The sequence below is a fragment of the Sulfitobacter sp. SH24 genome (assembly GCF_965641895.1).
Taxonomy (GTDB): domain Bacteria; phylum Pseudomonadota; class Alphaproteobacteria; order Rhodobacterales; family Rhodobacteraceae; genus Sulfitobacter; species Sulfitobacter dubius.
Map to the genome: position 1 here is coordinate 2,153,445 of NZ_OZ282575.1, position 21,528 is coordinate 2,174,972.

The following is a 21,528-nucleotide window of genomic DNA, read 5'->3' on the forward strand; positions in this document are numbered from 1 at the left end:
AATAGACGGGCAATAGGTTATGATAGCACTCGGATTGGCACTGATTGGCGCGATAATCGGCGGGCTGACCGCACGCAAACGTGGCGGCAACCGCAAGGACATCGCGCAATATGCCGCAGGCTACGGCTTTGCCTTCCTGATCGTCGGCATGATTGCCACGGTCCTTCTGGACCGCGCGCTGAGCCTCTGATGTTTCTGCCGTTCTTCGATCAACTCCGCCGCCACGGTGTTCCAGTCTCGCTGCGCGAGTTTCTGGCCTTTCTGGAGGGGATGAAGGCGGGGCTGGCCACCTATGACGTAGAGGCGTTTTACTATCTCGCCCGTGTGTCGATGGTCAAAGACGAGCGCAACATCGACAAGTTCGACCGCGCCTTTGCAGCCGCCTTCAAAGGGTTGGAGAACATCAGCCTAGATGATGTGCTCGACGCCGTGGACCTGCCCGAAGACTGGCTGCGCAAGATGGCTGAAAAGCATCTTACGCCCGAGGAAAAGGCCGAGATCGAAGCCATGGGCGGTTTCGACAAGCTGATGGAGACGCTCAAAAAGCGGCTCGAAGAGCAAAAAGGTCGGCATCAGGGTGGCTCGAAATGGGTCGGCACGGCGGGCACTTCACCTTTCGGCGCTTATGGCTACAACCCCGAAGGCGTGCGCATCGGCCAGAAGGAAAGCCGCCACCAGCGCGCGGTCAAGGTCTGGGACAAGCGCGAGTTCCGCAATCTGGATGACAACGTCGAAATCGGCACACGCAACATCAAGCTCGCGCTGAAGCGCCTGCGCCGTTGGGCGCGTGACGGGGCGGCGGAGGAGTTCGACCTCAATGGCACCATCCGCGCCACGGCGGAGCATGGCTATCTGGACGTGAAAACCCGGCCAGAACGGCGCAATGCGGTCAAGGTGCTGCTGTTTCTCGATATCGGCGGTTCAATGGACCCGCATGTGAAGGTCGTTGAAGAGTTGTTCAGCGCCGCGCGTGGCGAGTTCAAACATCTTGAACATTTCTATTTCCACAACTGCCTCTACGAAGGCGTCTGGCGCGACAACCGCCGCCGCTGGGAAGCGCAGATCCCCACCCATGAGGTGCTGCGCAGCTATGGCTCTGATTACAAATGCATCTTTGTCGGTGACGCCTCCATGTCGCCCTATGAAATCGCCTATCCCGGCGGCGCGAATGAGCATTGGAACGCGGAGGCCGGTGCCACATGGCTCGCGCGTGCGCGGGATCAATGGCCAAACCATCTGTGGATCAACCCGGTGCCGGAACGACAGTGGGGCTACACCCAGTCGATCGCGATGATCCAAGAGATTTTCGGCCCCGAGGCCATGGTGCCGATGACCCTTGAAGGCTTGAGCCGAGGCATCAAGACCATGACGCGATCTTGAACGCCCGGCCTTGAAACCTTTCGATTTCGCGCCAGTTGAGGGGACGAACGCAAGCTCAGTGAAAGGATATTCCAATGGCTTCGATCGTAAAAACCGGCAGCGCAAAATGGGAAGGCTCGCTCAAAGAGGGCAAGGGCCATGTCTCAACCCAAAGCGGCGTGCTGTCTGACCAGCCCTATGGCTTCAACACCCGTTTCGAAGGCAAAGAAGGCACCAACCCCGAAGAACTCATCGGCGCGGCCCATGCGTCTTGTTTCTCCATGGCGTTGTCGATGATCCTTGGGCAGAGCGACCTGACGCCCGACAGCATCGAGACCAAGGCAGAAGTGCATCTGGAAGAGAAAGACGGTGGTTTCCACGTGCCTAAAGTGCACCTGACGGTCGAGGCAAAAATTCCGGGCGCGAGCCAAGAGGACTTTGACAAGGCCGCCAAGACGGCCAAGGAAAACTGCCCGATCTCCAAGCTGCTGACGGCTGAGATCACGATGGACGCCAAACTCGTTTAATCGCCGCAAATACCACCGGGGCGCAGGCCATGGCCGCTTGCCCCCGGTCCCCCTGCTCCCCATATTGAGCGCATGATCCGCGTTATCCCCATCCTTCTCGCCATCCTCTATGCGCTGGCGATGTATCGTTTCTCGGCTTGGCGCACAGCGCGGGAGTTGGATGCGAAATCGACGCCGTTGGTCGATCCAAAGTTGAACGAGGTCAGCAACCGCATGGCCCGCGCGCTGGACCTGCCGCGCATCAAGGTGCATCTCTATGAGATCGAACCCGTCAACGGGCTGGCGGCCCCCGATGGGCGTATATTCATCACCCGCGGCTTCTATAACAAGTTCCGCCAAGGTGCTGTAACGGCTGAGGAATTGGCAAGCGTCATTGCTCATGAATTAGGCCATGTGGCACTTGGGCATTCCCGCCGTCGGATGATTGATTTCTCGGGCCAGAACGCCCTGCGCACGGCGCTGGCAATGGTACTGGGGCGGCTTATTCCCGGCATCGGCGTCTGGATCGCCAGCGGGCTGACCAGCCTGCTTGCGGCGCGGCTGTCGCGCAACGATGAATATGAGGCCGACGCCTATGCCGCCGCCCTGCTGACCAAAGCGGGCATCGGCATCGGCCCGCAGATTTCACTGTTTGAAAAGCTGGACGCGTTGAGCCAATCGGGAGGCAATCGGCCGCCCGCGTGGCTGCTGAGCCATCCCAAGACCGAAGAACGGATAGACAAGCTGCGCCAGATGCAGTTGCGGTGGGACGGCTAGCCGAGCGCCTTGGCCAGCCGGGGCAGACGGGCTTTTTTCAGCAGCGCCCGCAGTTCCCAGTTTTCGCCGGACAGCCGCCGCGCTTCTTTCAGCACGGCGTCGGCCACGGGGGCGACCCGTTCCGGTGTCGCCTGCCAAATCCCATGCAGATAGCTGTCAGGATCGGCCCGGCTTAACCCCTCTTCCGCGAGGATCTGGCGCGGGAAGTCCTTGGCATTGAGCGTCAGGATCATATCGGCGCTGCTGGCCACCGCAACGGCCAGCACATGGATATCATCCGCATCCGGCAACCACAGCCGCGCCTGCAGGCCGGGGGCGGCCGCGCGTTCGCCCCCCGGCCAGTTGCCGCGCAACAGTGCAATCTCGGCCCGCGCTTGTGCTTCGCCCGCGGGGCCAAGCTTGATCGCCGCGCGGGCCCATTCTTCCAGGATCCGCGCCGACCAGATCGGCTCGAACGCGCCCGTCCGGGCCACGCCCAACACCATTTCGCGCATCACCGTGGGGTAAAGCACGCAGGTGTCGATCAGCACACGCGGACGGTTTTGCATTATAGGCGGAAGAACAGCGACTTGAGATATCCGCTTTCCGCCAACTGCGGCAGTTGCGGGTGGTCGGCCCCGGCGAAACCGGTGTGCAGCAGCATGGCGCGACGCCCGGCCCGGCCAATGCCGCGCACGGAGGCGGTGCGGAATTGGGCAAGGTCAGCGGCATGGGAACAGGAACAAAGCCCCAAAATACCATTCTCTGCCACCAGTTGCGCCGAGAGGCGCGCCACGCGCTCATAGGCGCGCAAGCCTGCCTCGACCGCTTGGCGCGAGGGGGCAAAAGCAGGCGGGTCGCAGATCACCACGTCAAAGGTCTCGCCCTCATCGCGCAGGGCGGTCAGCACGTCGAATGCATCGCCTTGGCGGGTCGCGAAACGGTCTTGCATGTTCATTGCGGCGGCCCCGGCTTCGGCCAGCTCCAGCGCGGGGGCGGAGCCGTCGACGGCCAGTGCAGAAGATGCACCATTGGCAAGTGCCGCGAGAGAGAAGCCGCCGACATGGGCAAAGACATCCAGCACCCGTGCCCCATTGCGCGCCAGATTGGCGGCAAAGGCATGGTTCGGGCGTTGGTCATAGAACAGGCCGGTTTTCTGGCCGCCGGTGAGGTCGGCCATATAGGTGGCCCCGTTCATCGGTACGGGCAGCGGGCCTTCGGGCGTGGTCCCGGCGACCGTGACCGAGGCATCGTCCAACCCTTCGAGCTTGCGCGTGCGGCCAGAGGCGTTCTTCAGCACATTGGTCACACCGGTCACTGATTGCAGGGCGGCCACGAGCGGCTCAAGCAGCGCGTCGGCCCAAGCGGCGTTGGGCTGGATCACGCAGGTGTCGCCAAAGCGGTCGATGATGACGCCGGGCAGACCATCTGCCTCGGCATGGATCAGGCGGTAGTAAGGCTGATCGTAAAGCTGGCCGCGGAGGGCAAGGGCGCGGGTGATGCGGGTCTCGAACCACGCTTGGTTGATCTCGGCTTCCGGCTCTTGGTCCAGCATCCGGGCGATGATCTTGGAGTTCGGATTGACCGCGACCAGCCCCATGGGCGTGCGGTTTTCGTCCTCAAGCCGCGCCAGCGTGCCGGGGGCAAGGCCCCGCGTGCGGCGGTCAGTCACCAATTCATTGGCATAGACCCAAGGAAAGCCATGGCGGATGGCACGGGCGTTGGCCTTGGGCAAAAGGCGCACCACGGGAAGCGTGGCGGGCTGCGGGGCGGAGGGGGTTTGGGGCGTTGTCATAGCGCCCTCGTACTGGGTTCGTGCCGTTTGGGAAAGAGGTTTTACATCACCCAACCAGCGATCAATTGCGCGCCCTACCCCGCCAGCCGCCCCGGCGCCGCGGCGTGGTAAGGGTTGTCTGCCCCTCAGACAACACCTGCGTCATCGGGTGGTCCGCGGCTGCCCCGCCGTATTGGTCCAGCAAGCGCGCAATGGCCGCCCCGCTGTCGCGCCCTTCCGGTAGGCTTAACGCCCAATCAAGAAAGACACTGCGACACTCAGTGGGGCCGATCCCCTCCATCCGGTAGGATTCGCGGATCAATCCTTTAGGATCGTCGGGATTAACGTCAGTCATGCCCCCTCCTGTGCTGGCTCCGGCAACGCGGCCGCGATAATATCGCCTGCGGTGGCATAGTCGGCCTGCACTTTAGCCTCCAAAGCGGAAAGATCATCGCAGTCAAGCACTCGGCAAAGGAAACTTGTTCCCGCCTGCCCCAACGCGGCAGCGTCCAAAGGTTTGGCCGACAGCAGGCGTTTTGCACAGATCAGGGTCCATGCGTTGGTATAAGCGCCTGAAAGGGCAGCCTCGGCATCTGCATTGATCACCCCTGCCGCACGCGCCGCGGCCAATCCTGCGTCAATCTCGCGTGCCCCAGTGCCGCCGATCAGCGCGCCCGCTTGGGCGAAAAGCTCTATGTCTTGCAACCGCCCTGCGCCGGTTTTGGCATCAAGCGGCCCAGTCGGACTGCGCGCGGCGGCGATGCGCAGGCGCATCTTGGCCACTTCGCCCAGCACATTGTCGCGCGGCGCGGCGCGGCCCAGTATCTCTTGGCGCAAGGCTTCGACATCTCGGCCCAGATCTCCGGGGCCCGCGATTACCCTTGCCCGGGTCAGCGCCAGATGCTCCCACACCCATGCCTGTTCTTTTTGATAGCTCTCAAAGCTGGCGAGGCTGGTCGCCACGGGCCCCTGATTGCCCGAAGGCCGCAGCCGCATATCGATGTCATAAAGCTTGCCTTGTGCCATCGGGGCCGTCATCGCGGTAATCATCGCCTGCGTCAGCCGCGCATAATAGGTGCGCGTGGCAAGGGGCCTGCGCCCGTCGGATGTATCCACCCCATCGGCATCATAGATCACCAGCATGTCGAGGTCAGAGGTCGGCGTCAGCCGCCCCGCCCCAAGCGAGCCCATGCCAAGGATCACCGCCCCACGCCCCGGTGGCGGGCCGTGGCGGGTAGCGAATTGATCGACAACCACGGGCCAAAGCGCCTGCAAAACGGCTTGGGCAAGCTCGGCATATTGGCGGCTGGCGGTGGCCGCGTCGATGAGCCCGCGCAGCAGATGTACGCCGATCCGAAAATGCCATTCCCGCGCCCAACGGCGGGTACCGTCGAGGCGCAATTCATAATCGGTCTCTTGCGCCAGATGGTCTTGGAGCATCTTGGTCAGCGGCTCCTGACCCGGCCACTCGGAGAAGAAGTCCCCCCCGATCACCGCATCGAATACACCCGAATTGCGCGACAGATGGGCGGCCAGTGCAGGCGATGTAGCAACAATATCGACCAGCAGATCCCCCAGCTGCGGATTGGCCCGCAAAAGCGAGAACAATTGCACCCCCGCAGGCAAGCCGGAAAGAAACCCGTCGAAGGCCAAAAGCCCCTCATCTGGCTTTGCCGATCGTGCCAGCCGATCAAGCAGCAGTGGCTTCAGCCGCCCAAAAATATCGGCCCCCCGTTCTGAACGCAATGCCGGGTAGCTGGGCCAACGGTCCAGCACCGAAGTGTCGAATTGATGTGCGGGACTGGCAGTTTGGGGCTCTTCGCGGGTGGCTGCAAAGAAGCTCTCGATCAGATCGTGCACCGCCTGCAAGCGGCGGTGTAGGTCTGCCTCCAACGCGTTCGTGTCCATGTCCATCATGCACGCGAGACGTTCAAAATCCGCTTTGCTCCGCGGCAGCGTGTGGGTTTGGGCGTCTTGCACCATTTGCAACCGATGCTCTACCGTGCGGTGCGCGCGGTAGTGATCACTGAGTGCCTCGGCGACCTCTTGCGGCACCCAGTTCTTTTCGGCCAGCACCTTGAGCCCGGCCAACGTGCCACGCGCGCGCAGTTCAGGGTCGCGCCCCCCGGCGATCAATTGTCGGGTCTGGGTAAAGAACTCAATCTCGCGGATGCCGCCCCGACCCAGTTTCATGTCATGCCCCGGCAGGGTAATTGGGCCGCCCAGACCCTTGTGCTCGCGGATCGCCAGCCGCATGTCATGGGCGTCTTGGATAGCGGCGAAATCAAGATGGCGGCGCCAGACAAAGGGCCGTAGCGATTGCAGGAATGTCTCGCCCGCCGCCGTGGCGCCCACGGCGGGCCGCGCCTTGATGTAGGCGGCGCGTTCCCATGTGCGACCAAGGCTTTCATAGTAACGCTCTGCCGCCTCCATCGCGATGCAAACGGGAGTGACGGCAGGATCGGGACGCAGGCGCAGGTCGGTCCGAAAAACATACCCTTGGGCGGTGATATCGCTCAGCGTGCCCGACATGGCCCGCGTCGCTTTGACAAAAGCGCTGCGGGCCGCGTGGAAATCATCGGGCTCAAAACGGCTCTCGTCAAAGAGGCAGATAAGATCGATGTCGGAGGAATAGTTCAATTCCCTCGCGCCCATCTTGCCCATCGCGAAAACGACCATCCCCGCGCAATCGGCTAGATCGTCCTTCGTCATGCCGGGCAGCTTGCCACGTTTGATCTGGGCGGCAAGCCCCGCCCTCAGCGCAGCGCCACAGGCGGCATCGGCGTAATCGGTCAGCGCACCAGTCACTTCCTCTAGCGACCATGCCCCGCCAAGATCGGCCAGCCCGGTCAACAGCGCCATGCGCCGCTTGCCCTGACGCAGCCCATCAGCCAGACGGTCTGGCGCAAATTCCGCCGCCGCATCGCGGTTGGCCGCAAGCGCGGCTTCGGGGTTATCGACGGCCTGCGTAAGCCAATCGGCCTCCTTTTCCAAAAGCGCCATGAGATAAGGCGCGGTAGAGGCAGCGGCCGAAACCATATCGCGAAGGTCGGGTGCAAGATCAGGCAACAGCGCAGCGGCATCCTGCGCGCGTTCGCGGTGGTAGATGCGGGGGGAACGGGTGATCCGGGCGGCAAGGGATTGGTCTGTCATATGGCCAGCTTTGCGGGCTGATCCGCACGGCGTCAATGGCTGCCGTGGATGGGGGTTGCGACAGGGCGCGGGGTTGGTAGGACTTTCACCTGTGCCCTAACCAGGGCACCTACCATCAAGAGGCGAAAGATGAGCAAGAGTTTGAAACGGGTGCGCGCAACGTTGGAAGCCGCCGGGATCACGCCAGATATCCGCGAAACTGCCTTGGCGCGCACGGCGCAGGATGCGGCAACCGCATTGGGTTGCGCGGTGGATCAAATCGCCAAATCCATCGTTCTGCGCGGAGAGGACAGCGGCAAGGCATTGCTCTTTATCACCGCCGGTGCGCAGCAGATTGATCTGGCCCGCGCCTCGGCCTTAGCCGAAGAGGCGTTGGGCAAGGCCGAGGCGGCCCTGATCCGTGCGCAGACAGGCTTTGCCATCGGCGGTGTCGCCCCCGTGGGCCATATCACCCCACCCCGCGCGTGGTTTGACCGCAGCCTATTGAAATTCCCGCTGGTTTGGGCCGCCGCAGGCACACCGCACCATGTTTTCAGCCTCGATCCGCAAAAAATGGCGGAACTTTCAGATGCCCAAGTATCTGACTTTGTTGAGATATCCTGACCAATGTAAAAAACATTCACATACCCCCTTGCGAAACGGGCCGGGCGTGCCGATCTATTCAATGTGAAAGACATTCACATTAGCTAAAACGCCCGGGCCGGCGACAGGCCCGTCACGAACCGAAAGGCTCTACAATGACGACAGTGACCACCGACCCGATCTATGGCAGCCGCGGCAACTGGTTTGCCCGTGCCGAAAGCTGGATGGACGCCCGCGGCAAAGGCGCATGGATCGCCGCCATGGTGCTTGGCTTCATCTTCTTCTGGCCTGTTGGCCTCGCCCTTCTTGCCTATATGACTTGGAGCAAACGTATGTTCTCTTCGAAATCCTGCAGCCGCAAATCCAGCCGTTCGATGATGTCACGCAGCACTGGCAACAGCGCTTTTGACGCCTATAAGGCCGACACGCTGCGCCGTTTGGAAGAGGAACAGGGCAATTTCGAAGCCTTCCTTGAGCGGCTGCGCGAAGCCAAAGACAAGGCGGAGTTTGACCAGTTCATGAACGACCGCGCCAAGCAAGACGACACGGCAACCGGCGCCTGATCCGGCCCCTGACCATCGTCCCCTCACCCCAGCCTTCCGGCTCCACGCCGGGAGGCCCTTTGCAGGACATGACATGACATGACCCAGACCCCTGACCCCGATCTGCACCCGCAATTCTACGACGGGATCGCTGGTAAGCGCCTGTTGGCTTGGATCATCGATGTGATAATTATCGTCGGCTTTTGCTTGCTGCTTGTGCCGTTCACCGCCTTCACTGCGCTGTTCTTCTTTCCCTTTTTGGTGCTGGTGGTTGGCTTTGCTTATCGTGTGGCCACCCTGACCAGCGGCTCGGCGACATGGGGGATGCGGCTGATGGCGATGGAACTGCGCGACCGCCGCGACCAGCCCTTTGACTTCATCACCGCATTGCTGCATACGATCGGCTATTCGCTGTCGATGACGGTGACGATCATTCAGGTCGTCTCGGCGGTTTTGATCTGTACCACCGCACGCCGCCAAAGCCTTACGGATATGGCGCTTGGCACCGCGCCGGTGAACCGTCGCCTTAGCCGCTAGGCGCTCACGCAAATTTGCCCTTGGCGCAGCGGGGGGGGGTTGATAGCATCCCCCGATAAATGCTGGAAACCCATGCGACATACACTGCCTTTGACACCGCAATTTTATGTCACAGCGCCGCAGCCCTGCCCCTACCTAGAGGGTCGGATGGAGCGCAAGCTGTTCACCGCCCTACAGGGGGAGAATGCCGCACGCCTAAATGACAGCCTGTCGAGCCAAGGGTTCCGCCGCTCTCAGAACGTGCTTTATCGCCCCTCCTGCGCCGATTGCGCCGCCTGCCTCTCGGCGCGGATTGATGTGGCGGCCTTTCGACCCAGCAAAAGCCAGCGCCGCATTCTGAACCGCAACACGGGGCTTGAGCGGCGCGCAACCTCTCCTTGGGCGACGGAGGAGCAATATGACCTCTTCCGGAGCTACCTTGACAGCCGCCACGCAGATGGAGGCATGGCGGATATGGACGTTTTCGAGTTCGCCGCGATGATCGAAGAAACACCGATCCGCAGCCGGGTGATTGAATACACCGATCCCGAAGCGGATGATGCACTCGTCGGTGTTTGCCTGACCGATGTGCTCAATGACGGGGTGAGTATGGTCTATTCCTTTTACACTCCAGATCGCCCGCGCAACGGATTGGGCAATTACATTATCCTTGATCATATCGAGATCGCCCGCGCTGCTGGCCTGCCCTATGTCTACCTTGGCTATTGGGTGCCGGGCAGCCAAAAGATGGGGTATAAGGCCAAGTTTTCCGGGCTTGAGGTTTATTTGGGCGGCGATTGGCAGAAGCTGCGCAATCCTGAGCAGTTTGTGCCCGACCAGCACCCGCTGAGCAATGATCCGATTGCTGAACAGGTCGCCAATATTACCCTGCCGGATGTCGGTCCACGCTAAGTCAGCATAATTTTTGCTTTTTTGATTATGTCACGGTGCCCCCGCGAGCGCCGAGTCGCGATCGACTGCTACCTATTCGCCGGTCCAATTTCGCCCAATCTCGAGATAAAGATACGCGATCGCATAAAATTCTTTCCGAAAATGTCTCGAAATAAGTCGCAGAAGAAACAAAACTCCAAATGAGACCCGTGTCGGGGCAAGTTTTTCGCCTTTTCGCTGTTGACGCCCCTCGGCAGCCCTCCTAATCTCACGCCAAGCTAAGAGGACCCAGAGATGATAAACCTAGTCATTATTGTAGGACAGACGCGCATGGGCCGGTAACGGTTAACCATACTACTTCCCATGCGCCCCCGTCAGACCGGGGGTTTTTTTATGCCAAACGCCAACAACCTGCCTTACGGAGCACCTAAGATGAAACGCCAAATGACCGGAGCGAAAATGATCGTCCAAGCCCTGATTGACCAGGGTGTGGACACCGTCTTTGGATATCCCGGCGGTGCGGTGCTACCGATCTACGACGAAGTCTTTCAGCAAAACTCGATCAAACACGTGCTGGTGCGCCACGAGCAGGGAGCGGTCCATGCCGCCGAAGGCTATGCCCGTTCGACCGGCAAACCCGGCGTCGTGCTGGTGACCTCCGGCCCCGGTGCCACCAACGCGGTCACCGGCCTGACGGATGCATTGCTCGACTCGATCCCGCTGGTTGTGCTGACCGGTCAGGTCCCGACCTTCATGATCGGCTCGGATGCCTTTCAGGAGGCCGATACCGTGGGCATCACCCGCCCCTGCACCAAGCACAACTGGCTGGTGAAAGAGACCGACAATCTGGGTGCCACCCTGCACGAGGCTTTTCACGTCGCCACCCATGGTCGCCCCGGCCCGGTGCTGATCGACATTCCGAAAGACGTGCAATTCGCGACCGGCAGCTACGAGTCCCCCAAACCCTCAACCTCGCGCTATCAGCCGCAGGTCAAAGGCAATATGGAAGAGATCACAGAACTGGTCGCCGCGATGGAGACTGCCAAGCGCCCGATCTTCTACACTGGTGGCGGGGTCATCAACTCCGGCCCGGCGGCAAGCCAGCTTTTGCGCGAATTGGTGGATGCGACGGGTTTCCCGATCACGTCGACGTTGATGGGCCTCGGCGCATACCCGGCGTCGGGTGACAAATGGCTGGGCATGTTGGGGATGCACGGGCTGTATGAAGCTAATATGGCGATGCATGACTGCGATCTGATGATCAACATCGGCGCGCGTTTTGACGACCGGATCACCGGGGTCATCGACAGTTTCAGCCCCAAGTCCACCAAAGCGCATATCGACATCGATCCCTCGTCGATCAACAAGGTGATCCGCATCGACATTCCAATCGTCGGTGACGTGGGTCATGTGCTCGAAGACCTGCTGAAGGTCTGGAAGTCGCGCGGCCGCAAGACCAATAGCGAGGGCCTCGCCAAATGGTGGTCCAAGATCGAAGAATGGCGCGCGAAGGATTGTCTGAAGTTCACCCAATCCGGCAAGGTGATCAAACCCCAACACGCGCTGACGCGGCTTGAAGCACTGACCAAAGACCACGACCGCTATATCACCACGGAAGTGGGCCAACACCAGATGTGGGCTGCGCAATACCTTGGCTTTGAAGAGCCGAACCGCTGGATGACTTCAGGCGGTTTGGGCACGATGGGCTACGGCTTCCCCGCCTCTATCGGTGTGCAGATGGCGCATCCGGAAAGCCTTGTGATCAACGTGGCGGGCGAAGCGTCTTGGCTGATGAACATGCAAGAGATGGGCACGGCAATGCAATTCGGCCTGCCGGTGAAACAGTTCATCCTCAACAATGAACGCCTTGGCATGGTGCGCCAGTGGCAAGAGCTGCTGCACGGCGAGCGCTATTCGCAAAGCTGGTCCGAAGCCCTGCCCGATTTCGTCAAACTGGCCGAAGCCTTTGGTGCCAAAGGGATCATCTGCTCTGACCCCGATGACCTTGATGACGCGATCATGGAGATGATCAACTACGATGGGCCGGTGATCTTTGACTGTCTGGTCGAGAAGCATGAAAACTGCTTCCCGATGATCCCCTCAGGCAAGGCGCATAATGAGATGCTGCTGCCGGGTGATCATGAGACCCAAGGTGTGATCGACGCAAAAGGCTCAGTGCTGGTGTGACCCGTTTTCTTTCAAAGAAAACGACCGGGGATTTTTGAAAAATTCCCGCGGCTAGATAGAAGGACAAAGACATGGCTGCCCTAAAAATCAAGAAAGGTGCGACCTCGCATTCCGCCTATAACCTACGGCCCAACTTCTCGGATGTGGTCGAAAAACACACGCTGGCGGTGCTGGTTGAAAACGAGCCCGGCGCGCTGGCGCGGGTGATCGGCCTGTTCTCGGGCCGTGGCTATAACATCGACAGCCTCACCGTGGCAGAGGTCGATCACACCGGGCATCTGTCGCGCATCACCATCGTCACCAGCGGCACCCCGCAGGTGATCGAACAGATCAAGGCGCAGGTCGGTCGGATCGTGCCAGTACATGAGGTGCATGACCTCACCGTCGAAGGCCCAAGCGTGGAACGTGAACTGGCGATGTTCAAAGTTATCTGCAAAGGCGAACACCGGGTCGAGGCGCTGCGTCTGGCGGATATTTTTCGCGTTAACGTGGTCGATAGCACGCTCGAGAGCTTTGTGTTTGAGATCACCGGCGCGCCGGAGAAGATTGACGCCTTCGCCGAATTGATGCGCCCATTGGGCCTTGCCGATGTGGCCCGCACTGGGGTTGCGGCCCTCGCACGGGGAGTCTGACCCGCCCCTAATCTTAGGCTTTTAGTTGGGCAGCGCCAAGGCGGTGCTGTCCGGCCTTTGGTGCGAAGGGAATGATCTGTGCGGTCCTGCGCGGTGCCTTCGTGCCGTTCAGCGCCTCAGCCGCAAGGGAATTGCCGCGCAGCGCGTCAGGCAAATGTCCGCCCGCATTTTCTTGGACAAGTCGTGGGTTCCCGGCAATCCGTAGTTTGCGATGCACAGAAATATCGAACTGCACCATGTCGCCGGTATCAAATCCGGAACCACACCCAATCTGGACGATTGGTTCTTCGTAATACGCCAGATCGCCATGATCTTCACACCAAAAGACTGCCTTGCCAGCGCTGTTATCGCTCCACAGAACTACACCTATCATAGTACACCCCGCTTTCGATCAATGGCTTACAGTCTGCGACAATCGGGGGAGGTAAAACATAGGTTAAAATGCAACGTGCGCTTGCAATTTGTGACGGCTCCCTTAGGCTTAGCCTTAAATTCGCGTCACCTCTGACGCTAACCAGCATCAGACCCTTAACAACTTGCCTGCGACGGTCTTTGCACTGGGACCGGCACGGAAATCAGAACGAGGCAGAATGACCGCTCCGACTCGCTCCCCCTCCGAACTCCGTAGCATGTTTGGTGCGAATTTGCGGCAATTGGCAGCCGACCACCCCTCAATATCAGAACTTGCACGAAAGCTTGGGATCAACCGCACCCAGTTCAACCGTTACCTGTCGGGCGAAAGCTTCCCTCGGCCCGATGTATTAGCCCGGATTTGCCGTTTCTTTGAGATTGATGCGCGGGTTCTGCTAGAGCCGGTCACCGAAATTTCCCTCAACCAAGATCCGATCAACAACGGCTTTCTGCGCGATTTTCTGGGCACCGGGGTTCAGAACATCCCTGAGGCGGACTTTCCCAGCGGTTTTTATCGCTTCGCGCGACGCTCTTTCTTGGATCATGACAGGTTTGTCACGGGTGTCGTTCTCGTCGCTCGGCACAACAGCAGCACCTTCCTGCGCGGATATGAAAGCGCCCGATCCCTACGCGAACAGGGGTTGCCCACAAACCCCGATGCACGAGAATATCGTGGCATCGTTTCGCAGCAGGAAAACGGTGTTTCGATCATGGTATCACGGCGCAGGACGCTGACCGGGTCGTTTAACTACCTTAACCGCGTGGCTTCATTCGAGAATAACTTTTGGGTGGGCTATGTCACCCGAACGGCCCCCGAAAGTGCCGCTGGAACACGTGTCACACGGTTGACTTACGAGTATATCGGCAGAGACCACAAAGTAGTTCTCCCCGCCGCCCGGCATGCGGGGTTTACCGACATTGACGCGCTGATGCCTTACCACCGCCGACTGCTACAACCGGACGTGCCGTTCAACTAAGGCAGCTTAGTCGCCCTGCGCCTCTGCCCGGCTTTTGCCCGCGACGGCCAATGCCAGTGTGGCCCCCATCAACCCATCAAGATCACCGTCAAGCACACCTTTGGTGTCGGATGTCTCGTAGTTGGTCCGCAGGTCTTTGACCATTTGGTAGGGCTGCAACACGTAGGATCGGATCTGGTTGCCCCACCCCGCATCGCCCGCGTTCTCATGCGCTTCGTTGACCAGCGCCGAACGCTTGTCCAACTCCATCTGGTACAGCCGCGATTTCAGCGCTTTCATGGCGATGTCACGGTTCTGGTGCTGCGACTTTTCGGAAGAGGTCACAACGATCCCGGTGGGGTGGTGGGTGATCCGCACCGCCGAGTCGGTGGTGTTGACGTGCTGGCCGCCCGCGCCGGATGACCGGTAGGTGTCGATGCGGATGTCCGAAGGGTTCACTTCGATCTCGATATTGTCGTCGACCACGGGGTAGACTTTAACAGAGGTAAAGGAGGTGTGCCGCTTGGCCGCCGAGTCGAAGGGCGAGATGCGCACCAAACGGTGCACGCCGCTTTCGGATTTCAGCCAGCCATAGGCGTTATGCCCCTCAATCTTATAGGTCGCGGATTTGATCCCCGCCTCTTCGCCCGCGCTCTCGGCCTGAAGCTCGACCTTATAGCCCTTCTTTTCGGCCCAGCGAACGTACATCCGCGCCAGCATGCTGGCCCAATCGCAGCTTTCGGTGCCGCCCGCGCCAGAGTTGATTTCAAGGAAGGTGTCGTTGCTATCGGCCTCGCCGTTCAGCAGCGCTTCGAGTTCCTTTTGCGCGGCGGTTGCGGCCAGGGTCTTCAGCGCGCCTTCGGCCTCTTTGATGACCTCTTCGTCGCCTTCCATCTCACCCAGTTCGATCAGCTCGACGTTATCGGCCAGTTCTTGTTTGATGCCTTCATAGGTGTCGATGGCATCCACCAACGACTGCCGTTCGCGCATCAGTTTTTGCGCGGCATCGGGGTTGTCCCAAAGGTTCGGGTCTTCGACGCGGGCGTTGAATTCTTCCAGCCGGTAGGGCGCGGTCTCCACATCCAGTCGCTGGGCCAGCAATTCCAGCGACTTGCTGATCTGGTCCGCGGTATTCTGTGCCTCTGCGCGCATGTGTGCCTGCCTTTGATAAGTAATGCGGCCCCGAATACCGGAGCCGCACGAGAGATAGACCAGCCCGCCAGTGGCGGCAAGTGGGGGTGGCAAACCGAACGCCTGCCCGACCCCTATGTCGGCTTAGTACAAACCGCCGGAGCTGAGCGTGCCAAAGCTCGCCTTGGGGCCTACGGTGGCCTTTTTGCCGGTCGATGTGGTGACCTCACGCGAGGAGGAACCGCCCAGTTCTTCGACCAGAGGCAAATCCGCGCCCATGGCAAAACCGCCGTCGAAAGCGATGCCAAAAAGCGGCTCTTCGCCATTGCGGAAACATTCCGACACAACGTTGGCACCCGTCGCGCTATCGCTCAGCCGTGCGCCGGTGAAACGGTCGATCTTGATGAAACGGCACTGCTCGGGGACTTTGAAATCACCGCCGCCGTATTTCTTGATCGCCTCAGACATAAAGCGCTGGAACACTGGTGCGCAAAGACGCCCGCCGCCTGCCCCGCGACCCATCGGGCGCGGCGTATCGAAACCGATGTAACATCCCGCTACCACATTGGACGAGAATCCGACGAACCACGCGTCTTTCTCATCGTTGGTGGTGCCGGTCTTGCCCGCGATTGGCACCGGCAGATTGATGGCATTGCGGGCCGTGCCGCGCTCTACCACGCCGCGCATCATTGAGGTCAGCTGATAGGCCGTCACCGGGTCCATCACCCGCTCACGGTTCGAGATGATCCGAGGCGCTGCGCCCGGCGCGAGGTTGATCTGCTCACAGTCGTAGCATTTGCGCTCGTCATGTTTGTAGACGGTTCGGCCATAGCGGTCCTGCACCCGATCCACCAGTGTGGGCTGAACCCGTTCCCCCCCATTGGCGAACATCGCATAGGCCGACACCATTTGGTAAAGTGTGGTTTCCTGACTGCCAAGCGCGTTGGACAGCAGCGGTGCGAGATCGTCGTAAACGCCAAAGCGTTCAGCATAGCTGCCGACCACATCCATGCCGACCTCTTGGGCCAGACGGATGGTCATCAAGTTCCGCGACTGTTCGATCCCGGTACGCAGTGGCGCGGGCCCATAGAACTTATGCGACGCGTTCTGAGGCCGCCACACACCCTGCGGTGTGTTGATCTCAATCGGGGCGTCCACCACGATGGTCGCCGGGCTATATCCACTGTCCAGCGCGGAGGCATAGACGAAGGGCTTGAAGCTCGACCCCGGCTGCCGCTTGGCTTGAGTTGAGCGGTTAAATACGCTCGACTGGTAGGAGAACCCGCCCTGCATCGCAATCACACGGCCTGTATGCACGTCCATCGCAACGAAACCGCCCTGCACTTCTGGCACCTGCCGCAGGGTCCAGCGGATGAACGACCCATCGCTGTCCGAGGTCATGCGGCGTACCAGCACAACTTCACCCACGTCGAGCAGGTCCCCGGCAACCTGCGCCTTACGGCCAAGTTTACCATCATCCAGCCGCTTGCGCGCCCACTGCACGTCTTTCGCGGGAATCCAGTGGCCGTCTTCGTCTTCTTCAACGCCTTCGATCCCAACGCGAGCGTCGTTATTGCCCACCTCCAGCACCACTGCCGGATACCATTGGTTTTCCAAATCGATATCGCGTGGCACCCGTAGGTCCGCGAGGGCGGCGCGCCATTTCTCTTCGCTGGTCAACTGCTCGGCTGGAATGTCAAAGCGCGTGCCGCGCCAAATACCTTGCCCTCGGTCATATTGCTCAAGCTGAAGACGCAGCGCATTGGCGGCAACAGGCTGCATTTCATTGTCGATGGTCGCGCGCACGGTCAGACCGCCTGTAAAGAACTCACCCTCGCCGAAATCTTCGCTCAACTGCCGGCGGATTTCGTCGGTAAAGTAATCACGGGGCGGCAGTTCAGCCTTGAAGCTCTCGAAATCGCCATTCTGAACCGAGCGTAGCGGCAGCGCCACTTCGGTCTCATATTCCGCCGCAGTGATATAACCGTTCTCTTTCATCTCGCGCAGCACGAAGTTCCGCCGCGCCAGCAGCCGGTCCTTGCGGCGCACCGGGTGATAGTCCGACGGCGCTTTGGGCAGTGAGGCAAGGAAAGCTGCTTCATGCGGGGCCAACTCGCTCAGCGTTTTGTTGAAATATGTCTGGCTGGCCGCAGCAACCCCATAGGAGTTCTGACCGAGAAAAATCTCGTTGAGATACAGCTCAAGGATCTTCTCTTTGCTCAGCGTCTCTTCGATCCGCGTAGCGAGGATGATTTCTTTGATTTTGCGCTCGGCCCGCCGGTCGCCGGACAGCAGAAAGTTCTTCATTACCTGCTGCGTGATCGTCGATGCACCGCGCACATCGCGCCCGCGTGATTTCACCGCATCAACCGCCGCCGCACCAATGCCGCGCAGGTCATAGCCTTCGTGGGTGTAGAAATTTTTGTCTTCCGCCGAAATGAACGCCTGTTTTACCAAATCGGGGATCGTGCTTGCCGGGGCAAACAGACGACGTTCCTTGGCGAATTCATCAATCAAACGACCTTGGCCCGAGTAGATCCGGCTGATTGTCGGCGGCGTGTATTGGGCCAGCGACTCATGGCTGGGCAGATCCCGGCCATACATCCAGAACACCGCGCCGATGGTCAAAGCGACCATGCCGACGGCCAGGGTCAGGGTGGTAAAGATACCCCCCAAAAAGGACAGGACAAATCGAAACACGCGCGCGGACCACCATTGGCTAGGGATAGAACCGAGCCTATACAGGATGGACTGGCGCGGGTCAAAACACATGGCCGCTAGCAAGGGGCGAATGTCCGCCCATCGCCGAACTGGCCATATCTATCTATTCTACTTTCGAATCAAAGGTTTGAGCGCCGCATCCTGATCGCGCCAGTTGACAATTGCATCAGCCATCGCCGTTACCATCGACGCACGCCATACAGGATCGCGCAAATTGGTTAGATCCCGCTTGGAGCTGAGAAATCCGACTTCGACCAAAACCGAGGGAATATCGGCGGATTTCAACACCGAAAACCCAGCCCGTCGCAGGGGGCGGTTGTTCATCGGCCCGCCCGCCGCGCGCATCCCCTCTACCAGCACCTTTGCCAGCGCATCCGAGCGCGGCTCGGTTTCTTGGCGCGCAAGATCAAGCAAAATACCGGCCACCTGATCATCTGATCCCGTCAAATCTGCGCCTGCGATAATGTCAGACCGATCGTGCCGCGCGGCAAGATGTTCGGTCGCCACGTCGCTGGCATCATCCGATAGCGTGTAGACCGTCGCCCCGCTCGCCCCACCCTGTGACAGGCTGTCCGCATGGAGCGAGATAAACAGATCGGCCTCCGCCTGATGGGCGATGGCGACGCGATGCTCAAGCGCCACGAAGAGGTCTTCGTCACGGGTCAGCAGCACATCCACCCCCTTGCGCCGCAGCGCATCGCGCAGGTCGCGGGCAAAGTTCAGCATCAGGTCTTTTTCATCCAGCCCTTCGCGCTGCGCACCGGGGTCGATGCCGCCATGGCCGGGGTCGAGCACGACAGTAAAGGTGTTTTTGTCGACCGCTGGCGGCTTTGGCGGCGCGGTGAGCGCTGTGGTCCACGCCGGATCAATCGGCACGCCCGCAGCCTTGGCAAAGACCTCGGCATCGACGGATTTCAACGTAATTTCCAGGCGCGCTTTGCCGCTAGCCGTATCCACCGGCATGCCGATTTCCGCAGGCACCATCGGTTCGGCCAGATCGGCGACCAGCCGCGACCAACCGGGTTGAAACGCGCCATAACGCAGGGCCGAAATGCGACCGGGTTTGTCCAGCAAATCGCCGCGAGCCACCTCACTCCAATCCGCCTCGCGGAAGTCGACGATCAACCGGGCGGGGTCATCCAGCAAGAAAACACGGAAAGGCACCCCTTGGCTCAGCGCCACGGTTAGGTCGGTCTTGCCGAACCACCCGTCTTTTACTGTGCTCTCCATCGGATCGACCCGCGCCAATGCGGTCAACTCCTGCGCCGCCCCGGCCACCGGCACTGCACAGGCCAGCGCCATTGCCAGACCCTTTAGAACTGCCCGCATGTTTGATCACCCTGCTCGTTTTGGCTCTTCTACCATTTGCCGCGCGGGCAAACCAGCGTTCAGCGTGCAGCCATGAAAGCTTTGAGCCGGGCGATGCCCTCTTCCATATCCGCCGTGCTGCGCGCGTAGGAAAAGCGCAATGTATTATGCCCCCGCGCCGGATCGAAATCGAGCCCGGGGGTCACAGCGACACCCGCCTTTTCCAAAATCTCGGCCGCAAAAGCGCGACTGTCATCGGTGAAACGCGAAACATCAGCATAGACATAGAACGCGCCATCAGGCGGCGCGATATCAGTGAATCCGGCTTCTTTCAGCCCGTCGATCATCAGATTCCGATTGCGGCGATAGACCGCAAGATTGGCCTGCAATTCATCATCACAATCCATGGACGCCAGTGCCGCAATCTGGCTGGCATGGGGGGCGCAGATGAACATGTTCTGCGCGATCCGCTCAACCACGCGCACCTGATCTTCGGGCACCACCATCCAACCCACGCGCCACCCGGTCATGGAGAAATACTTGGAGAATGAGTTGATGACATAGCAATCATCGGTGACCTCCAGCGCGGTCACGGCCTTCTTGTCATATTCAATACCGTGGTAAATCTCATCCGAGATGAAGGACATGTCATTGGCCGCACAGGCATCTGTGAGCGCCGAAAGCGCCGGGCGGTCCAGCATGGTGCCCGAAGGGTTGGCAGGTGAGGCTACCAGCAACCCGCGCAGGTCTTGCCCCGCGAAATCCGCCGCCACAGGCTGGTAGCGGTTCTCTGGTGCGGCGGGCAGATCAATTGGCTGCATACCCAAGGCCCGCAGGATTTGACGGTAACTGGGATAGCCCGGCGCGCCGATGCCGACGCGATCACCGGAATCAAACAACGCGGTAAAGGCCAGCAAAAACCCGCCCGAGGATCCGGGGGTGATGACCACCCGCGCCGGATCGAGATCGACGTTATACCATTCGCCATACATCTGCGCGATCCTTGCGCGCAACGCAGGCAAACCGAGCGCCACAGTATAGCCCAAAGCCCCTTCGCCCATGGCCTTGGTTAGCGCCTCAGCCGCCCCTTTTGGCGCGCCTGTGCCGGGTTGCCCGACCTCCATATGAATGATGTGGCGGCCCGCTTCTTCGGCGGCACTGGCGGCTTGCATCACGTCCATCACGATAAAGGGATCAACGGCAGATCGGGTTGAATTGCGCATGGGCTTGCTCCTACTCTCGGCATGTGCTTTCACCGCGCCTGATGCCGGGCGTCAACCCTTGGCCCCTATTTCGCAGCTTTACCGAAAGGACCGCCCATGTTCGCCCGCCTCGTCGCCCCTGCCTTTGCCAGCGCACTGGCCCTCGCCAGCCCCGCCGTGGCCATGGACCTGACTGAGTTGACTGACGCCGAGCGCGCCCAGTTCCGCGCCGAAGTTCGCGCCTATCTGATGGAAAACCCCGAAGTGATCCTTCAGGCGGTTGAGCAGATGCAAAACAACCAGGCCCAAGCGCAGATGCAGGCGGATTTCGATCTGGTCACTGCCAACGCCGATGAGATTTTTGACGATGGGTATTCTTGGGTCGGGGGCAACCCTGATGGGGACATCACGCTGGTCGAATTCCTCGACTACCGCTGCGGCTATTGCAAGCGCGCCCATGGTGAAGTGGCCAAGCTGCTGGAAACTGACGGCAATATCAAACTCATCGTCAAGGAGTTCCCAATCCTCGGCGATCAGTCCCTGCTGGCCTCGCGCTTTGCCGTGGCCACCAAACAGGTCGCGGGGAATGATGCATATAAGCAGTTGAACGACGCGCTGATGGCCTTCAACGGCGAAGTCTCCCTGCCTGCGCTGCGTCGTTTGGGCGAAAGCTTTGAACTGGATGTCGCGGCGATCGAGGCCAAGATGGACAGCGATGAAGTCACCCAAGAAATCGCCCAGACCCGCGCCTTGGCGCAAAAGCTGCAGATCACCGGCACCCCCACGTTTGTGATGCAAGATGAAATGCTGCGCGGTTACCTGCCCTACGATCAGATGATGGCACTGGTGGAAGAAAAACGCGGCTAAAGATGCGCGCTCCGGCAGCCATGGCGGCCCTTGC

General features: G+C 60.3%; 21 protein-coding genes. 12 read left to right on the forward strand and 9 right to left on the reverse strand.

Annotated features, from left to right (window positions below; translation table 11 throughout):
* Positions 1 to 19: 19 nt before the first annotated feature.
* The 4 genes from ACSQ16_RS13210 (at position 20) to ACSQ16_RS13225 (ending at position 2,642) form a co-directional block, all read left to right on the forward strand.
* Complete coding sequence (locus ACSQ16_RS13210; protein WP_093926488.1) at positions 20 to 190, forward strand: apolipoprotein acyltransferase; 171 nt, start codon at positions 20 to 22, stop codon at positions 188 to 190.
* On the forward strand, positions 190 to 1,380 hold the full coding sequence (locus ACSQ16_RS13215) for a vWA domain-containing protein (protein WP_243262823.1): 1,191 nt from the start codon (positions 190 to 192) through the stop codon (positions 1,378 to 1,380). The genes ACSQ16_RS13210 and ACSQ16_RS13215 overlap by 1 nt, the downstream gene beginning before the upstream one ends.
* Before the next feature lie 74 nt (positions 1,381 to 1,454).
* On the forward strand, positions 1,455 to 1,886 hold the full coding sequence (locus ACSQ16_RS13220; protein ID WP_243262822.1) for an OsmC family protein: 432 nt from the start codon (positions 1,455 to 1,457) through the stop codon (positions 1,884 to 1,886).
* 72 nt (positions 1,887 to 1,958) lie between these two features.
* The gene (locus ACSQ16_RS13225; RefSeq protein ID WP_243262821.1) at positions 1,959 to 2,642 is read left to right on the forward strand and encodes a M48 family metalloprotease; all 684 of its coding nucleotides are present in this window, start codon (positions 1,959 to 1,961) and stop codon (positions 2,640 to 2,642) included.
* On the opposite strand, the gene ACSQ16_RS13230 is transcribed toward ACSQ16_RS13225, so the two are convergent.
* From ACSQ16_RS13230 to ACSQ16_RS13245, 4 genes are all read right to left on the reverse strand, one after another.
* A complete protein-coding gene (locus ACSQ16_RS13230) occupies positions 2,639 to 3,190 on the reverse strand; it encodes an RSP_2648 family PIN domain-containing protein (protein ID WP_243262820.1) in 552 nt (183 codons plus the stop codon). The two genes, ACSQ16_RS13225 and ACSQ16_RS13230, sit on opposite strands and share 4 nt — an antisense overlap.
* A complete protein-coding gene (locus ACSQ16_RS13235; protein ID WP_243262819.1) occupies positions 3,190 to 4,416 on the reverse strand; it encodes an RSP_2647 family RNA methyltransferase in 1,227 nt (408 codons plus the stop codon). Before ACSQ16_RS13235 ends, ACSQ16_RS13230 begins: the two co-directional genes overlap by 1 nt.
* Positions 4,417 to 4,477: 61 nt before the next feature.
* Positions 4,478 to 4,750 (reverse strand): hypothetical protein, encoded by a 273-nt coding sequence (locus tag ACSQ16_RS13240; RefSeq protein WP_317406236.1) that lies wholly within the window; start codon positions 4,748 to 4,750, stop codon positions 4,478 to 4,480.
* Entirely contained in the window at positions 4,747 to 7,548 is a 2,802-nt protein-coding gene (locus ACSQ16_RS13245) for a bifunctional [glutamine synthetase] adenylyltransferase/[glutamine synthetase]-adenylyl-L-tyrosine phosphorylase (protein ID WP_243262817.1), read from the reverse strand. The genes ACSQ16_RS13240 and ACSQ16_RS13245 overlap by 4 nt, the downstream gene beginning before the upstream one ends.
* A 129-nt stretch (positions 7,549 to 7,677) precedes the next feature.
* Here ACSQ16_RS13245 and ACSQ16_RS13250 point away from each other — a divergent pair, with 129 nt between their 5' ends.
* The 6 genes from ACSQ16_RS13250 (at position 7,678) to ilvN (ending at position 12,898) form a co-directional block, all read left to right on the forward strand.
* The gene (locus ACSQ16_RS13250; protein ID WP_243262816.1) at positions 7,678 to 8,151 is read left to right on the forward strand and encodes a YbaK/EbsC family protein; all 474 of its coding nucleotides are present in this window, start codon (positions 7,678 to 7,680) and stop codon (positions 8,149 to 8,151) included.
* A gap of 134 nt (positions 8,152 to 8,285) precedes the next feature.
* Positions 8,286 to 8,693: a DUF2852 domain-containing protein gene (locus ACSQ16_RS13255; protein WP_243262815.1), complete on the forward strand. Its 408-nt coding sequence runs from the start codon at positions 8,286 to 8,288 to the stop codon at positions 8,691 to 8,693.
* A 78-nt stretch (positions 8,694 to 8,771) separates the two neighbouring features.
* Positions 8,772 to 9,209 (forward strand): RDD family protein, encoded by a 438-nt coding sequence (locus ACSQ16_RS13260; protein ID WP_243262814.1) that lies wholly within the window; start codon positions 8,772 to 8,774, stop codon positions 9,207 to 9,209.
* A 72-nt stretch (positions 9,210 to 9,281) separates the two neighbouring features.
* Positions 9,282 to 10,100 carry an arginyltransferase gene (locus ACSQ16_RS13265; protein WP_243262813.1) on the forward strand — a complete coding sequence of 273 codons (819 nt, stop codon included), beginning with the start codon at positions 9,282 to 9,284 and terminating at the stop codon, positions 10,098 to 10,100.
* Between the two features lie 411 nt (positions 10,101 to 10,511).
* Positions 10,512 to 12,266, forward strand: coding sequence for an acetolactate synthase 3 large subunit (locus ACSQ16_RS13270; RefSeq protein WP_243262812.1), 1,755 nt, complete (start codon positions 10,512 to 10,514; stop codon positions 12,264 to 12,266).
* 71 nt (positions 12,267 to 12,337) lie between these two features.
* On the forward strand, positions 12,338 to 12,898 hold the full coding sequence (gene ilvN, locus ACSQ16_RS13275; protein ID WP_093926500.1) for an acetolactate synthase small subunit: 561 nt from the start codon (positions 12,338 to 12,340) through the stop codon (positions 12,896 to 12,898).
* Positions 12,899 to 12,911: 13 nt separating this feature from the next.
* On the opposite strand, the gene ACSQ16_RS13280 is transcribed toward ilvN, so the two are convergent.
* Positions 12,912 to 13,271 (reverse strand): hypothetical protein, encoded by a 360-nt coding sequence (locus ACSQ16_RS13280; RefSeq protein WP_093926501.1) that lies wholly within the window; start codon positions 13,269 to 13,271, stop codon positions 12,912 to 12,914.
* 217 nt (positions 13,272 to 13,488) lie between these two features.
* Here ACSQ16_RS13280 and ACSQ16_RS13285 point away from each other — a divergent pair, with 217 nt between their 5' ends.
* Entirely contained in the window at positions 13,489 to 14,286 is a 798-nt protein-coding gene (locus tag ACSQ16_RS13285; protein ID WP_243262811.1) for a helix-turn-helix domain-containing protein, read from the forward strand.
* A 6-nt stretch (positions 14,287 to 14,292) separates the two neighbouring features.
* On the opposite strand, the gene prfB is transcribed toward ACSQ16_RS13285, so the two are convergent.
* The 4 genes from prfB to ACSQ16_RS13305 form a co-directional block, all read right to left on the reverse strand.
* Positions 14,293 to 15,417 carry a peptide chain release factor 2 gene (prfB, locus tag ACSQ16_RS13290; protein WP_243262810.1) on the reverse strand — a complete coding sequence of 375 codons (1,125 nt, stop codon included), beginning with the start codon at positions 15,415 to 15,417 and terminating at the stop codon, positions 14,293 to 14,295.
* A gap of 123 nt (positions 15,418 to 15,540) precedes the next feature.
* On the reverse strand, positions 15,541 to 18,096 hold the full coding sequence (locus ACSQ16_RS13295; protein ID WP_243262809.1) for a penicillin-binding protein 1A: 2,556 nt from the start codon (positions 18,094 to 18,096) through the stop codon (positions 15,541 to 15,543).
* A gap of 129 nt (positions 18,097 to 18,225) precedes the next feature.
* Entirely contained in the window at positions 18,226 to 19,446 is a 1,221-nt protein-coding gene (locus ACSQ16_RS13300) for an N-acetylmuramoyl-L-alanine amidase (RefSeq protein WP_243262808.1), read from the reverse strand.
* A 59-nt stretch (positions 19,447 to 19,505) separates the two neighbouring features.
* Complete coding sequence (locus tag ACSQ16_RS13305) at positions 19,506 to 20,648, reverse strand: pyridoxal phosphate-dependent aminotransferase (RefSeq protein ID WP_243262807.1); 1,143 nt, start codon at positions 20,646 to 20,648, stop codon at positions 19,506 to 19,508.
* A 96-nt stretch (positions 20,649 to 20,744) separates the two neighbouring features.
* On the opposite strand from ACSQ16_RS13305, the gene ACSQ16_RS13310 reads away from it, so the two are divergent.
* Entirely contained in the window at positions 20,745 to 21,494 is a 750-nt protein-coding gene (locus tag ACSQ16_RS13310) for a DsbA family protein (RefSeq protein WP_243262806.1), read from the forward strand.
* Positions 21,495 to 21,528: the final 34 nt, after the last annotated feature.

Coding starts and splice junctions, on each gene's coding strand:
- ACSQ16_RS13210 (WP_093926488.1), top strand. CDS start 20: ATGATAGCACTCGGATTGGCACTGATTGGCGCGATAATCGGCGGGCTG.
- ACSQ16_RS13215 (WP_243262823.1), top strand. CDS start 190: ATGTTTCTGCCGTTCTTCGATCAACTCCGCCGCCACGGTGTTCCAGTC.
- ACSQ16_RS13220 (WP_243262822.1), top strand. CDS start 1,455: ATGGCTTCGATCGTAAAAACCGGCAGCGCAAAATGGGAAGGCTCGCTC.
- ACSQ16_RS13225 (WP_243262821.1), top strand. CDS start 1,959: ATGATCCGCGTTATCCCCATCCTTCTCGCCATCCTCTATGCGCTGGCG.
- ACSQ16_RS13230 (WP_243262820.1), bottom strand. CDS start 3,190: ATGCAAAACCGTCCGCGTGTGCTGATCGACACCTGCGTGCTTTACCCC.
- ACSQ16_RS13235 (WP_243262819.1), bottom strand. CDS start 4,416: ATGACAACGCCCCAAACCCCCTCCGCCCCGCAGCCCGCCACGCTTCCC.
- ACSQ16_RS13240 (WP_317406236.1), bottom strand. CDS start 4,750: ATGACTGACGTTAATCCCGACGATCCTAAAGGATTGATCCGCGAATCC.
- ACSQ16_RS13245 (WP_243262817.1), bottom strand. CDS start 7,548: ATGACAGACCAATCCCTTGCCGCCCGGATCACCCGTTCCCCCCGCATC.
- ACSQ16_RS13250 (WP_243262816.1), top strand. CDS start 7,678: ATGAGCAAGAGTTTGAAACGGGTGCGCGCAACGTTGGAAGCCGCCGGG.
- ACSQ16_RS13255 (WP_243262815.1), top strand. CDS start 8,286: ATGACGACAGTGACCACCGACCCGATCTATGGCAGCCGCGGCAACTGG.
- ACSQ16_RS13260 (WP_243262814.1), top strand. CDS start 8,772: ATGACCCAGACCCCTGACCCCGATCTGCACCCGCAATTCTACGACGGG.
- ACSQ16_RS13265 (WP_243262813.1), top strand. CDS start 9,282: ATGCGACATACACTGCCTTTGACACCGCAATTTTATGTCACAGCGCCG.
- ACSQ16_RS13270 (WP_243262812.1), top strand. CDS start 10,512: ATGAAACGCCAAATGACCGGAGCGAAAATGATCGTCCAAGCCCTGATT.
- ilvN (WP_093926500.1), top strand. CDS start 12,338: ATGGCTGCCCTAAAAATCAAGAAAGGTGCGACCTCGCATTCCGCCTAT.
- ACSQ16_RS13280 (WP_093926501.1), bottom strand. CDS start 13,271: ATGATAGGTGTAGTTCTGTGGAGCGATAACAGCGCTGGCAAGGCAGTC.
- ACSQ16_RS13285 (WP_243262811.1), top strand. CDS start 13,489: ATGACCGCTCCGACTCGCTCCCCCTCCGAACTCCGTAGCATGTTTGGT.
- prfB (WP_243262810.1), bottom strand. CDS start 15,417: ATGCGCGCAGAGGCACAGAATACCGCGGACCAGATCAGCAAGTCGCTG.
- ACSQ16_RS13300 (WP_243262808.1), bottom strand. CDS start 19,446: ATGCGGGCAGTTCTAAAGGGTCTGGCAATGGCGCTGGCCTGTGCAGTG.
- ACSQ16_RS13305 (WP_243262807.1), bottom strand. CDS start 20,648: ATGCGCAATTCAACCCGATCTGCCGTTGATCCCTTTATCGTGATGGAC.
- ACSQ16_RS13310 (WP_243262806.1), top strand. CDS start 20,745: ATGTTCGCCCGCCTCGTCGCCCCTGCCTTTGCCAGCGCACTGGCCCTC.